This window comes from Amycolatopsis sp. NPDC059021 (assembly GCF_042739895.1).
Lineage (GTDB): Bacteria > Actinomycetota > Actinomycetes > Mycobacteriales > Pseudonocardiaceae > Amycolatopsis.
The window spans coordinates 107,685-121,911 of the sequence record NZ_JBHYIQ010000012.1 but is presented as its reverse complement, the minus strand read 5'-3'; the positions used below and the strand labels follow the sequence as shown (position 1 = coordinate 121,911).

The 14,227-nt window shown below is 71.7% G+C and carries 6 protein-coding genes; 4 read left to right on the top strand and 2 right to left on the bottom strand.

Annotated features, from left to right (window positions below):
- Nucleotides 1-46 precede the first annotated feature (46 nt).
- The gene (locus ACFWX1_RS09825; protein ID WP_378385730.1) at nucleotides 47-868 is read right to left on the bottom strand and encodes an IclR family transcriptional regulator; all 822 of its coding nucleotides are present in this window, start codon (nucleotides 866-868) and stop codon (nucleotides 47-49) included.
- A 95-nt stretch (nucleotides 869-963) separates the two neighbouring features.
- Between ACFWX1_RS09825 and ACFWX1_RS09820 the strand changes: the two genes are divergently transcribed.
- From ACFWX1_RS09820 to ACFWX1_RS09810, 3 genes are read left to right on the top strand one after another with little or no spacing between them, the layout of a single operon-like run.
- Complete coding sequence (locus ACFWX1_RS09820; RefSeq protein WP_378385728.1) at nucleotides 964-2,076, top strand: mandelate racemase/muconate lactonizing enzyme family protein; 1,113 nt, start codon at nucleotides 964-966, stop codon at nucleotides 2,074-2,076.
- Entirely contained in the window at nucleotides 2,061-3,581 is a 1,521-nt protein-coding gene (locus ACFWX1_RS09815; RefSeq protein WP_378385726.1) for an aldehyde dehydrogenase, read from the top strand. Before ACFWX1_RS09820 ends, ACFWX1_RS09815 begins: the two co-directional genes overlap by 16 nt.
- Nucleotides 3,582-3,591: 10 nt before the next feature.
- On the top strand, nucleotides 3,592-4,722 hold the full coding sequence (locus tag ACFWX1_RS09810; RefSeq protein ID WP_378385725.1) for an iron-containing alcohol dehydrogenase family protein: 1,131 nt from the start codon (nucleotides 3,592-3,594) through the stop codon (nucleotides 4,720-4,722).
- Nucleotides 4,723-5,080: 358 nt separating this feature from the next.
- Here the strand turns inward: ACFWX1_RS09810 and ACFWX1_RS09805 are convergent, their stop codons facing one another.
- Nucleotides 5,081-10,549 carry a biotin carboxylase N-terminal domain-containing protein gene (locus tag ACFWX1_RS09805; protein WP_378385723.1) on the bottom strand — a complete coding sequence of 1,823 codons (5,469 nt, stop codon included), beginning with the start codon at nucleotides 10,547-10,549 and terminating at the stop codon, nucleotides 5,081-5,083.
- Nucleotides 10,550-11,119: 570 nt separating this feature from the next.
- Between ACFWX1_RS09805 and ACFWX1_RS09800 the strand changes: the two genes are divergently transcribed.
- Complete coding sequence (locus ACFWX1_RS09800; RefSeq protein ID WP_378385721.1) at nucleotides 11,120-13,888, top strand: ATP-binding protein; 2,769 nt, start codon at nucleotides 11,120-11,122, stop codon at nucleotides 13,886-13,888.
- The last annotated feature ends 339 nt before the right edge of the window (nucleotides 13,889-14,227 follow it).

Genomic DNA, 14,227 nt, shown 5'->3' with positions numbered 1-14,227 from the left:
CCTCCTTCACAGCGTTGAGCGCTGTGAAGGAGGCCTTCACGGATCTTCAGGTCGGCGGTGTGGCGGGCGGTCGCGGGGTGGACGGCTCCCAGCCGAGGTGGGCGGACACCTTCGCCGCCGCCGTGGCGGTCACCTCGCCCGCTTCGCCGAGCCGGTGCCCGAGCCGCTCTGCCGGGGCGGAGATGTTGAGTGCGGCCACCACCCGGCCGCGGAAATCGCGGATCGGGGCCGAAACGCCGACAAGACCCGTCTCGAACTCCTCCCGCACGCGGGCGTAACCGTCCCGGCGGCACTCCTGGATCTTCGCCCACAGCTGGGGCAGAGAGTGCACTTCGGACAGTGGGAAATCCCCCTCCAGCCGGGGAAATCGGACGTACAGTTCGTCGGGGCTAGCGTCGAGCAGCAGCGCGCGCCCGGCCGAGGTGCAGTGCGCGGGCACGCGCCTGCCCTCCCAGCCGGGCACGCGGAACGAGTGCCCCGAAACCGAAAGCAGCGTCAGCACTTCCTGGTCCCGCAGGACGCACAGGTGGCTGGTTTCCTCGAGATCCGCCGCGAGCGCGTGCATCACCGGCTCGGCCGCGCGGAGCAACCGGTCCTCCGCGGTTCGCGCGACCAGGGAGAACAGCCGCCAGCCCAGCCGGTATTCCAGCGTGTCCGGATCGCGTTCGACGACGCCCTCCTCGGCGAGCGCCTTGAGCGCGCGGGAGACCTGGCTCTTCTCCCGGCCGGTCAGCCCGGCGATCCGGACCACGCCCAGCCCGCCCGCGCGCTGCGCCTCGGCGGAGGCGAGCGCTTCGAGCAGGTCGAGGTCGCGGCGCAGGCCGTGCCCCTGGTGGCGGGCCCCCTCGCCCGCTCGCGGAACCGTCATGGTCGCAGCGTAGCGAGTTGGCGGCAGCGCAACGCGCGTTGCGATGTGCCCGCGGGCCTTGCCCCGGCGTCCGGCGGCTTCCTAGGTTCGGCCGGGTGAAGATCGTCGACATCACGCTCGACCGGCTGCGGCTCGAGCTCGACCCGCCCCTGCTCGCGGCTTGGGATCCCGAGCCGCGCACGTACTTCGACGCGACGATCGTGCGGGTCCACACCGACGAAGGCGTCACCGGGGTCGGCTCCGGGGACACGATGGCCGGGTTCGAACAGGTCCGGCACCTCTTCGTCGGGGAAGACCCGCTCGCCATCGTCCGGCACGTCAAGGCCATCGAGACCGCCAACTTCCACGGCGGCCGCTACTGGCCGCTGGAGGTGGCGCTGTGGGACATCATCGGCAAGGTCGCCGGGCTTCCGGTCTCGGTCCTGTTCGGAAACGCCGCCCGCTCGTTGCCCGCGTACGCCTCATCGGCTGAGCTGAAATCGCCCGAAGCCCGCGTCGAGACCGCGTTGCGGGCGCGGGAGGAAGGGTTCCGGGCGACGAAGATCCGGATCGACCGCGACCGGGCGCCCGAGGGCGTCGCCACCGTGGCGGCGGTACGGGAAGCGCTCGGCCCGGACTTCGTGATCATGGTCGACCTCAACCAGTCCTGGCGGATGGCCGGGGACACCGCGACGGCCTCGGACCTGGCCAAGACCAGAGCGCTGGTGCGGCGACTGTCCGAATTGGACGTCTTCTGGGTCGAAGAACCCTTGCCGTACGAGGACATCGACGGCTTCCGCACACTACGCGCGGAGAACCCCGGCGTCCGGATCGCGGCGGGGGAGATGCAGCACTCGCTGCCCGAGCTGCTGCGGTACCTCGAACACGACGTGCTCGACGTCTACCAGATGGACGTCGTGCTCGCGGTCGGCATGCACCGTGCGCGGACACTGGCCGAGCTGGCGCGGCTCAAGCACCGCGCGTTCACGCCGCACAGCTGGACCAACGGCATCGGGGTGCTCGCCAACCTGCACGTTTCGGCGGGCGTCGGCGGCGGGCCGTACTTCGAGTTCCCGTACGACCCGCCCGGCTGGACCCCCGAACGCCGCGACTTCATGCTCGCCGAGCCGCTCATGATCGACGCGGCCGGTGAGCTGGAGGTCCCGGCCGCGCCGGGGCTCGGTATCGAACTCGACGAGGAGGCGGTGGACCGGTGGCGGATCCGATAGCGGCGCTGCTGACGCGCACGCACCAGGACTGGCTGGCCGCGGCCGGGCGGATCGACCCCGAGACGCGGCCGTTCATCGGCGGCCGGTTCACCGATCCGGTTTCGGCGGCCACGTTCCCCACGACGTCGCCGCGGGACGGGCGGGTGCTCGCCCGGATCCCCGACGGCGGCGCCGAGGACGTCGACCGGGCGGTGCGCGCGGCTCGCGAGTCCTTTGAGGACGGACGATGGCGGGGCTCGGCACCCCGGGAACGCAAACGGATCCTGCTGCGCTGGGCGGAGCTGATCCTCGCCAACGCCGGGGAACTCGCCCTGCTCGACACCCTGGAGATGGGCAAACCGGTCACCGAGTCGGTGCGCGTCGACGTCGTCAAGACGGCCGAGACCATCGCCTGGTACGCCGAGGCGATCGACAAGACCTACGACGAGGTCGCGCCCACACCCGGCGACGCGCTCGCGCTGGTGACCCGCGAGCCGCTCGGAGTGATCGGCGCGGTGGTGCCGTGGAACTACGCGCTGCTGATCGCCTCGTGGAAGATCGCTCCCGCGCTGGCGACCGGGAACTCGGTGGTGCTCAAACCGGCGGAGCAGACCTCGCTGGCCGCGCTGGTCCTCGCCCGGCTGGCCACCGAGGCGGGACTCCCGGACGGCGTGTTCAACGTGGTGCCCGGCCGAGGCGAGACGGCGGGCCAGGCGCTCGGCCGTCATCCGGAGGTGGACAAGATCGCGTTCACCGGGTCGGCCGAGGTCGCCCGGCTGTTCCAGGTCTACGCGGGACAGTCCAACGGCAAACAGGTCTCGGTGGAGGCGGGCGGGAAGTCGCCGCAGCTCGTCCTGCCCGACGCGGACATCGGTGCCGTGGCCTCGGCCGTGGCGTGGGGTGTCTTCTACAACGCCGGGCAGACCTGCAACGCCGGTTCCCGGCTGATCGTGCCCGAATCCCTGAAGGAACGGCTGCTCGCCGAGATCGCCGGGATCACCGAGGAGACGTTCCGCGTCGGCGACCCGCTCGATCCGGCCACGGTCATGGGCCCGATCGTCGACGAGGTCCAGTTGGACAGGATCCTCGGCTATGTCGAAGCCGGACAGTCCGAAGGCGGGAAGGTTGTGCTCGGCGGCTCCCGGGTGCTCGAGGACACCGGCGGAACCTACTTCCAGCCGACCATTGTGGACGGTGTGCGGAACGACGACACCATCGCACGGGAGGAGATCTTCGGCCCGGTGCTGTCCGTGATCCCCTACAGCGGCGATGCCGGCGAGGGCGTCCGGCTGGCCAACGACACCGAGTTCGGGCTCGCCGCGTCGGTGTGGACCCGTGACATCGGGACCGCGCATGTGGTCGCGAAACGGCTGCGGGCGGGCACGGTGTGGGTCAACACGTTCGACGCGAGCGACGTGATCACGCCGTTCGGCGGATTCAAGGCGACCGGGGCCGGGCGCGACAAGTCGTTGCACGCGCTCGCCGCGTACACCGCGCTCAAGACCACCTGGATCGACCTTTCTTGAGGAGAACGTCATGCGGCTGAGCGTGGAGCCGTCCGGACGGCTGGAGTTCGGCCCTGGTGTGCTGGCCGAGCTGCCGGAACTCGTGGCCGCCCTGGGCCATGACCGCGTCTTCGTCGTCACCGACCGCGGGCTGCGGGCGGCGGGGATCGTCGGCCGGGTGGAACGGGTGCTGGCGGGCCTGGAGTACGAGGTCCATGAGGACGTCGGGCCCAATCCGTCCACTGTGGAGCTGGATCGTGGTGCCGCGCGGTTGCGGCGCTTCGGGAACGCCGCGGTGGTGGCGCTCGGTGGCGGCTCGGCGCTGGACGCGGCGAAGGGGATCTCCTTGCTGGCAGGGAATCCGGACGCCGTCGCGGCGGACGCGGACACGCTGTGGTCCGCTTCGGACGGTCTGCCGATCGTGGCCGTGCCGACGACTTCCGGAACCGGCGCGGAAACCAACGGCTTCGGCGTCGTCGAGGACGTCTGCGCCCGCCGGAAGGTCTACATCGGACACTCCTCGGTGAAGCCGAAGATCGCCGTGCTCGATCCGGAACTGACCCTCGGCCTGCCCGCGCCGGTCACCGCCGCGACGGGTCTGGACGCACTGGTGCACGGCATCGAGTCACTGGCCTCGCGAGGTTCGAATCCGCTGTCGGCGGCCTACGCGACGCAGGCGGTTTCGCTGGTGAGCCACTGGTTGCCGGTGGCGTACCGCGACGGCGCCGATCTCGAGGCGCGATCGCGGCTGATGCTCGGCGCGCATCTCGCGGGCCACGCGCTGACGGTGTCGGGACTGGGGCTGGTGCACGGCATCGGGCACGCGCTCACAGCGCACACCGGGACAGCGCACGGCGTCGCGCTGGCCGCGGTGCTGGAGGAGGTCATGACCTTCAGCGCCTCAGCGGCCGCGCCCGCCTACGAAGCCGCGGCACAGGCGATGGGTGTGTCTGCTGTGGACAGTGGTCCGCTCGCCGCTGTCGAAGCCGTGCGGGAGATCTCGGGGGCGATCGGGATCAAACGCCCGCTGCGGGACCTCGGCGCCTCCCGCGACCTGCTCCCGGTGATCGCCGAGGCGGCTGTCGCCGACGCCGTCACGAAGAACTCCCCGCGCCTGCCCACCGCCGCCGAAGTCCTCGACCTGCTCCACTCCGTCCACTGATCCCAGCGGCCGAGCGCCCCATGCGGTATGGGGGTGAGTTGGTCTGGGGTGTGACAAGGGCGTCCCTGGGTGCGGCGGTGCGACAAGGGCGTCCCTCGGTGCGGTGGATGCACCCAGGGCGTCCCTCGGCCCTCCCCCGCGCAAGCCGGCACCATCGCCCGACGTCGCGAACGCCCCGATGGTGACGATGAGCGTCCCGAACGGAGCGTTCGCGACAGCCAAGGCCGCAGCCCGGACCCGCAGCCGCCACGACGAGCCCGCGCGCACCACCTACCCCAACCGGACTCCACCGAAAGCGGTGAAGGCCTCCTTCACAGCGCTCAACGCTGTGAAGGAGGCCTTCACGGACCGGCGAAACCTACTGCTTCATGCCGTGTTCGATGGCCTCGATGATGCGCGGTCGCAGTTCGGCGGCGCTGATGATCGCGTCGACCGAGCCGACCTCGACGGCACGCTGGATGCTGTGCACGCGGTCGAACTCCGCGGCCACCTCACCCAGTTTCTCCGCACGCACCGAGGACTGCGTCTCGGCCAGTTCCGCGGTCAGCGCCGCCCGTTCGGCACCGCTGGTCTCCTCGATCCGGGTCTGCAGCGCGACCACTCGCGGGTCGTTCGCCGTGCGGGTGTTGACGTCGTGGGTGAACACCACGGCCGCCGCCGGGGCCCCGCCGAGCACCGACGCGAACGAACCTTCCAGCGCCAGCACCGTCATGTTCGGGTTCAGCGTCTTCGAGAAGACCACGAACGCGCCGCCGTGGTACCGCGAGATCACGGTGAACACGATCGGGCCCTCGAAGTTCACGATCGCGCGGCCGATCTCCGCGCCGTACTCGAGCTGCAGCTTGCGCAGCGACTCCGGTGAGCCGTCGAAGCCGGACAGGTTCGCCAGCACCACCAGCGGCCGGTTCCCGCTGGCCGCGTTGATCGCGCGCGCCGCCTTCTTCGACGAGCGGGGGAACAACGTGCCCGCGGTGTAGGTGTCCGGCCCGTCGGTGGGCGGGAAACCGCGGCGCGGCACCGAACGCGATTCGATGCCCAGCAGGCAGACCGGCCATCCGCCGATGTGGACGTCCTGCACCGCGGCGGTGTCCGCGTCCGCCATGCCCGCCCAGCGTTCCAGCACCGGATGGTCCTGATCGGACAGTGCCCGCATCACGGTCCGGATGTCGAACGGCTTCTTGCGGTCCGGGTTGTGCTCGGCCGAGAAGATCTGGCCGACCGTCGTGAAGTCGCTGCCGACAACCGCGTGCGGGAACACCGAGACGTCCCGGTCGAACGGGTCGTTCGTGGTCGCGCGCCGCGGCGCCACCTCACCGGGTACGACGTAGGTGTGGTCGTAGTGCGACATCAGCACGTCGCGCGCCGCGCCGAGGTTCGGCGCCCAGTACTGCGCCTGCCCGTTCGGCCCCATCACCCGGTCGTAGCCGCCGATGCCGAAGTTGTCCTCGGCCGAGACACCGCCGGAGAAGTCCAGCGCCTGCTTGCCGGTCAGCACCATCGCCGAATCCGGCGTCATCACCAGGATTCCCTTGGTGTGCATGAGCATCGTGGCCTCGGCGTTCCAGTACGGCTGGGCGCCGACGTTGATGCCGGAGACGACGACGTTGATCTCGCCGCCCGCCTGGGTGAACTCGACGATCCGCTTGAGCGCCGCCGCCACCCAGTCCATGTTCTCGGTGCCGGAGTCCATGGAGATCCGCGCGCCGGAGGACAGCGCGAACCACTCCAGCGGGACCCGCATCCGCTCGGCGAGGTCCAGCGCCGCGATGACGCGGGAACATTCCGGTTCGGACAGTGCGCCCAGCGACTTCGTCGGGTCGCCCAGCAGCACCACGCGGGTCACGCCCTCGGGGTAGCGGGCGGTCGGCGTGCTGACCACTCCGGCGACGATCGCCGCCTTGTTGTGCCCGCGCGGCCGGTCGACCGGGACCAGGGCGCCGTTTTCCAGGTCGTACTCGGCGAAGCTGCCCCGGTTCCCGGCGAGCATCGAGGTCAGCTCGTACGGGTACACCGTGTTCCTGGCGCTCGCGCGCAGCACCTTCTGCCGGTAGTCGTCGAGCGGCTCGACCGGCTCGACCGACGGCTCGCCGATGGTCAGTTCGGCACCACCGGTCGCGTCGAACGAGACGCGCACGGCGACCTTCTTCAGCTCGCCCGTCCGCTCGTCGCGCTGCCGCGCGATGAAGAGGATCTCCTCGAGACCGGCGCCCGCGGTGGTCGGCAGCACGCGCCCGGCGATCATTTCCAGCTCCGCCCGGGTCAGGCTGCTCGGCGGCCAGACGTAGACCACGATCCGGTTGGTGGTGAAGCGTTTCTTCGACGGACGCCGCGACTGGGCGCGCCGGATCGAGTCGAGGCAGGTGGTGATGGCGTCCTCGGCCGTGGGCAACGCGACCAGCCTGCCGTCGTGCTCGCGCAGCTCGGTCAGATCCCGCACCTGCGCGAAGGCGACGAGGCGGTCGTCGGCGGGGTTCTCCCGCGCGACGCACCGGAAGAGGTAGATCTCCTCGTCCGAGGACGGCAGCCGGGTGAGGTCGAACTTGCTCAGCCGCTCCAGCTGCATGCGTTCCGCGATGTAGGGGTGCAGGCCACGGATCAGCCGGTCCTCGGCCATCCCGCTCGTTCCGTCCGTCGCCGGGCGGAACGTGAAGTGGTGGTGCATCACCGCGCCGCCGCTGCCCGCGACGGTGGTGGTGAGCCGGCGTACCTGTTCCGGCAGCGGGTGCGCGCCGATGACTTCCTGCAGCGCGGCGGCCATCGCGTCGAAGTCCTCGGGCTGGTCCTCCCAGGCGAGGTAGATGTCGGCGTCGACGGCGCCGTTCTCGCCCGCCAGCTCCGCGAGCCCGCCGAGCGCGTTGCCCAGCGCCTCGAAGGACACCGCGGCGGAGACCACGCACGAGCCGGCGCGCTCGGCGATCACGAACGTGTAGCCGGCGTCCTGCTTGGTGCGCACGGCGGTGAGGCCCTTGTTGCCGTAGTACCGGCGGGTCAGCACCTCCAGCATGACCGCGTTGTCGAGATGGTCGCGGTTGAGCCGTTGCCCGAGCACCCGCACCAGCGGCTCGGTGCTGCGTACCATCTCGGCGATCCGCTCGCCGCGGTCCGGCGCGTCCGGGTGCTGGTCGAGGTGGCGCAGGTGCCGCCGGACCTCGGCGTAGACGCGGGCACGGGTCCGGCGCAGCAGCGGCTGGGCGAACCAGCGGAACACGATGCCGCGCGCCAGGTCGGACACCGCGGGGAAACGCACCTGCGTGGCCGCCACCAGCCGCTCCAGCGCGAGACCGGTGGGCTCCCGCAGCGGGTCCGCGGGCGGGGCCTCGGTGATCCACTGGCGCAGCAACGCGGAAACGACGGCCACGTCCGAGGACGCGCGCTGCTGGGCGAGGAAGATCCGGAAGACCGCCTCCTCCAGCTCGGGCGTCCGCTCCAGGTCGGTGACGCCGTACTGGCCGAGCACCTGACGCAGCCGGGCCTGGAACTTCTCCGGCAGCCCGGCGCGTTCGACGTCGAGGCTCTGCAGATAGGTGTGGAAGTACTCGCGGGGGCTGTGCACCGGGGTGTTCGGCTCGCTGTCCTCGCCCGCGGGCTTGTTCCGCGTCAGCTCGGACAGCTCCGCGAACACCGACAGGAGGCCGAGTTCGCCGTCCAGAAGCCGTTCGGGGTCGGCGAGTTCGGCACGCGCGGCCAGATAGTCCGACAGCGTGCGCGGGTCGACGTCGAAGCCGAGCAGCTGGCTGCGGAGATCCTGCAGGCCGCGGGCGGCCCGGTCGGCGGCCGAGGTGCCGTCGGGCAGCAGGGGCAGGTCGACCTCGGCGACCGAACTGTCCTCAGTGGACTCACCGGCGGTGTCCCCGTCCGCTAGGGGTTCCAGGCGCATCAGCGGCGCGCCGGTCTCGACCTGGCTGCCGACCGAAACCGGGCATTCCCGCACGCGGGCGCGGAACGGCGCGCGCAGCACCGTCTCCATCTTCATGCTTTCCAGCACCAGGATCGGCGCCCCGGAATCGACCTCGTCACCCACCGAAAGCGGCGTCGCGACGACGAGCGCGGGCGCGGGGGAGCGGACGACGCCGCCCTCGTCGCGGCTGACCCGGTGCGTGACGCCGTCGACCTCGACGAGGTGGATCGGCCCGTGCGTCCCGGTGACGAGACGGAACCGCGTGCCGTTGACCGTGATCTGCCCGCTGTGCTGGTCGAACCGCTCGATCTCGACGTCGGCGGGCTGGAAGTCCCCGCCGCCGCTGACGCCGACGCGGAAGCGCTTCCGCCCCACACGCGCCACGCTGACGCGGTAGGCGACACCGCGGAGTTTCAGGTCGAGCGGACGGCCGCTCTCGTGCTGTACCTGGGGACGTCCGCCGTGCGCGGTGGCCAGCAGCCGCTGTACGGCGACGTCCTCCTCGTCCTGGTACGCCTCGATCGCGGCGGCGGCCAGCGCGATCGCCGAGTGCCGGTGCGTGACCAGGCCGCCTTCCGCGCGGACGCGGTCGATCCAGCCGGTGTCGGCGCTGCCGTCGATGACCTCGGGCCGGTCGAGCAGGTCGAGCACGAAGCTCTTGTTGGTCGCGCCGCCCTCGATGATCACGGTCGTTTCGGCCATCGCCCGGCGCAGCCGGGCCAGTGCCTCGTCGCGGTCGCGGCCGTAGGCGATGATCTTGGCGATCATCGAGTCGAAGTCGGCCGGGATGGTGTCGCCCTCGCTGACCCCGGTGTCGACGCGGATACCCGGGCCCGCGGGCAGGGCGAGGCGCGCGATGCGGCCGGGGGAGGGGGCGAAGTCGCGGTCCGGGTCCTCGGCGTTGAGCCGCGCCTCGACCGCGTGCCCGGCCTCGGCGGGCTGCGGGCCCTCCAGCTTGCCGCCGTTCGCGACGTGCAACTGCGCCTTGACCAGGTCGGTGCCGGTGGTGATCTCGGTGATCGGGTGTTCCACCTGGAGCCGGGTGTTGACCTCGAGGAAGGCGAACAGCTTCTCACCGGGGTGGTAGAGGAACTCGACCGTGCAGGCGCCGCGGTAGTTCACCGCCACGGCGAGCCGCTCGGCCGACGCCTTCAGCTCCGCCGTCTGTTCCGGCGCGAGCACCGGCGACGCGGACTCCTCGATGATCTTCTGGTTGCGGCGCTGCACCGAGCAGTCGCGGACGCCGAGCGCCCACGCCGTCTCGCCGTCGGAGATCACCTGGACCTCGACGTGCCGGGCGCCGGTGACCAGGCGCTCCAGGAACACGACGCCGGAGCCGAACGCGCGCAGTGCCTCCTGGCTGGTGCGCTCGTAGGCGTCGGCGAGGTCGCCGGCGGAGGTGACCTTGCGGATGCCGCGCCCGCCGCCGCCCGCGGTCGCCTTGAGCATCAGCGGGTAGCCGATCTTCGCGCCGGCTTCGAGTGCCTCGTCGAGGCTCGCCACCTCACCGCGGCTCCACGGCGCCACCGGGACGCCGACCTCCTCGGCGATCAGCTTCGCGCCGATCTTGTCCCCGAGCTTGCGCATCGCCTCGGCGCTCGGCCCGACGAAGGTGATCCCGAGCTTCTCGCACAGTTCGGCGAAGACCGGGTCCTCGGCGACGAAGCCCCAGCCGACCCACGCCGCGTCGGCGCCGGTCTCGACCAGCGCGCGCTCCAGGACCTGGTAGTCGAGGTACGGCCGCGCCGAGGCGGGGCCGAGCGAGTAGGCGAGATCCGCTTCGCGCACGAACGTCGCCGTCCGGTCCGCGTCGGTGTACAAAGCCACGGTCTCGATCCGCGTCCCGGTCTCCGCGGAGAGATCCCGGACTGCGTGGATGAGCCGCATCGCGGCCTCCCCGCGGTTCACGATGGCGACACGACTGAACACCGACAGAGCCTCCCAAGTACGCACAGAAGGCGACGCCTCCGGGTTCCGGAGCGTCGCCTGCACCTTCCTACACAGTGCTCTCTTACCGGCGGGTACACCAATGTCAGCTATGACGCATGCCGTGGCCCCGCTTTTGGAGGAATCATCCAAAAAGCGGCCCAGGCCACACCGGCTGGAGGCCTGTTCGCTCCAGATCTGCCACAAAGCCGGGTGGCGGCCGCCTGGTGGTAACGGCGGGTTCACACGGGAGTTCCCCCGCGAAAACAGGGGGCGGTGCGCCGGGAAATAGGGGGCCTGTGCCCGGGTCGCCGCCAATCCGGGCACAGGCCGCTTGACCCCGGCGCCGGCACCGGGGAGCTTCGCCGCGACCGGCGGGGCCGCGCCGGGAGAACGTAACAAGGCGGCGCCGCAAAGTAACTGTGGGAATCCACAGAAGAACATGGCGTCACCAAAACCGTTACTGTCGACTGGCTTAGGTATACTGTATGCACTACGCCGACGCTGAAGCGCACCTTTGTGCGGTCCGGCCGGGTCCCGGCGCGGCGGAGGTCGTGGGCGGAGAGGAGCACAGTGCTGCTGGAGCGCGCGGCGGAACTGGCCGCCATGACGTCGGTGCTGCGGTCCGCGCATCGCGGCGCCGGTGGCCTCGTCGTGGTCTCCGGACCGCTGGGCATCGGGAAATCCGTGCTGTTGAACGCTTTCGCGGAGCAGGCGGGTGCGGACGGGGTGCGGGTCCTGCGGGCCGTCGCGGCTCCGCTCGAACGGGATTTCGCGTTCGGTGTCGTCCGGCAGCTGTTCCACCGTCCGGTCCGCACGGCGGAACCGGGCCGGCGCGCTGCCTGGCTCGGCGGGGCCGCGGCCGCCGCGCGTCCGCTGTTCGACGACGACCCCGCCCACGTCCGCCGGTACCCCGCGGAAGACCCGCTGTGCGAAGGACTGCGGGCGCTGGCGGCGAACATGGCCGCGCGGGCCCCGCTGCTGCTCCTCGTCGACGATCTCCAGTGGACTGACCTGCCTTCGTTGCGCTGCCTCGGTTTTCTGGCCAACCGGCTCGCCACCCTGCCGGTGGCGATCGCGGTCGCGGTGCAGCGGGGTGACCACCACGCCGGGCCGGGCCACCTCACCGAGCTGACGTCGCGGGCGCGGGAAGTGCTGTCGCCGCGCCCGCTGAGCGCGCGGGGGAGCGCGCGGCTGGTCAGGGCGGTGTTCGCGGACGCGGACGAGGAGTTCCTCACGGCCTGCCACGAGCGCGCGGCGGGGAACCCGATGGTGCTCACCGCGATCCTGCGCGCGCTCGAAGCGGGCGGGACACCGCCCCGCGGTGCCTCGGCCGACGTCGTGCGCTCGGCGTTGCCGGGCAGGCTCCGGGAGCGGATTCTGTCCTTCCTGCACCAACTGCCGCCCGCGGCGCTGAGACTGGCCACCGCCGTCGCCGTCGTGGGCGACCCGGTCGAGCGGGACGTGCTCGCCGGACTGGCCGGGCTCGACGAGATCGAGGCCGGGCACGCCGAACGCGTGCTGCGGCTGGCCGGGGTGCTGACGACGTCGCCCGCCGGGCCCCGGTTCGCGCATCCCGCCGTCCGCGCCGCCGTCGACGAACTGCTGCCGCTGGCGGACCGCGAGGACCTGCAGCTCGCCGCGGCGAGGTCGCTGCACCACCACGGGTATCCCGCCGAGCGGATCGCCGGCTTGTTGCTCGGGGTCGACCGTCCACAAGGGACATGGGCGGTCGAGACGGTGCGGGCCGCGGCGGTGGCGGCGGCCCGCGACGGCCGTCCGGCTCAGGCGGTGGAATTCCTGCGGCGTGCCCTGCGGTACTGCCCGCAGGACGGCCCCGAACGCGCGGAGCTGCTGGTCGGCCTCGCCACCGTGGAAGGCCGCTACGACACCGGCGCGGCGATCCGCCACCTCGCACAGGCCGTCCCGATGCTGCCGACCGCGGCCGAACGCGCCGCGGCCGTGCTGCCGTTCGCGCCGCTGGCACCCGGAAGCGCGCCCGAACCCATCGCCGCGCTGGTGCGTCAGGCCGCCGAAGACCTCGGTGATCCCGCCCGGCTTTCCAGCGCCGAGCGCGAGCTTGCTTTGCGCCTCAAGGCACGCCTGGGAAATCCCTGCCCCAGCGACCGGTTCGCCGCGCTCACCCGGCAGCCGGCCCCGCCGACGTGTGCCGAGCGGGAGCTGGCCGCGTCCGCGCTCCACGAGGCGGCCCAGCGGATGACGGTGCCTGCCGTGCGGGCGGCGGAACTGGCGAACCGGCTGCTGGCGGCCGAACCGGCCGACGCCGACCACCCGCACACTGTTTTGCCGCTGCTGGTTCCGGTGCTGATCGCCGCGGACGCGACCGCCGGGCTCGCGCTGTGGCTGGAGACGGCGCTCAAACGCGCCCACGCCCGGAACGCGCCGGTCGTGTACCGCGGGTTGTGCGCGCAGAGCGCGCTGGTTCACCTGCACACCGGCGATTTCGGCCCGGCTCGCGCGGCGGCGGCCGAGGCGTGGGAACTCTCGGGCGACGAGCCGGGCGAGCTGGTCACCGCGACGCTGGCGCTGGTCGCCGTCCGGACCGGGGACCTCCGGCTGGCCACCGACCGGCTCGACGCGGCGCACGAACGAAGCCGGGCCCGGTACACCCGGCCGTTCTGGCGGCTGTTCGACGGGATGCTCGCGGCGGAACGCGGCGAGTTCGCGCGCGCGGCCGGACACGCGCTGGACTGCGGCCGCGCGCTGGACCGGGATCGCCTGTACGGCAACGGGATCCTCCCGTGGCGGGCGATGACCGCCGAACTGTGCCTGCGCGCGGGCGAGCTCGGGCAGGCGAAGGTGATCGCGGCGGAGGACCACCGGTCCGCGCTCGCTTGGGGCGCGCCGGGGCCGCTCGGCCGCACGCTGCGGATCCGTGCGGACGTCCTCGGCGGTCACCGCGGCGTCGCGTTGTTGCGGGAGGCCGTCGAACTCCTCGGCCGGTCGGAGAACAAGGCCGAACTCGCCGTCGCGAAGGTACGGCTCGGCCGGGCGCTCGCCGCGCACGGAAGTCCTCGGCAGGCGGCCGGACTGGTGCGGGAAGGCTGGGAACTCGCCGAATCCTGCGGGGCCACCCACCTCGTCGAACCCCGGGACGGCCGGACGAGCACGCCCGCACCGGCGGCGCGGGAGCTGACCGCGGCCGAAGCCAGGGTCGCGCGCTACGCCGTCGGCGGCGCGACCAACCAGGACATCGCGAACGCGCTCCGGGTGAGCACCCGCGCCGTCGAAAAGCAGCTGACCAAGGTGTACCGCAAGCTCGGCGTCACGGGCCGGGCCGAATTGCCCGCCGCGCTCGCCGTGTCCGGTCCGGACGACTGACCTGTCGGCACCGCTCGTCCGCCGAATGCCGTCGAGAGTTTGGCGCGTCACGGGTCGTCAGCCGAGTCCGGGAACTGTCGCGACGCCGCCGAAAGGCGCGCGAGCCGGGGCAGTCAATAGTGTTTCCGTGGTGATTTTCGTCCGGCATGTACGTTTGAATTTTCAACGTACGCTTCCGGAATCCACAAAGGACATACCTGGCGGCTCTGAACGCCTCGGCGCGGCGGGGCTGGTGTCACGTCCTTGGTCGCGAACGCGCGGCTTCGGAGGATGGAGCGCGCCCACCGGTTGGTTGTGGGGGGGGGAGACCAAGCACGACGCACCCGCTGTGAGTCAATT

Excerpts from the sequence above, each read along its gene's own strand:
- ACFWX1_RS09825 (WP_378385730.1), bottom strand. The coding sequence starts at position 868 with ATGACGGTTCCGCGAGCGGGCGAGGGGGCCCGCCACCAGGGGCACGGC.
- ACFWX1_RS09810 (WP_378385725.1), top strand. The coding sequence starts at position 3,592 with ATGCGGCTGAGCGTGGAGCCGTCCGGACGGCTGGAGTTCGGCCCTGGT.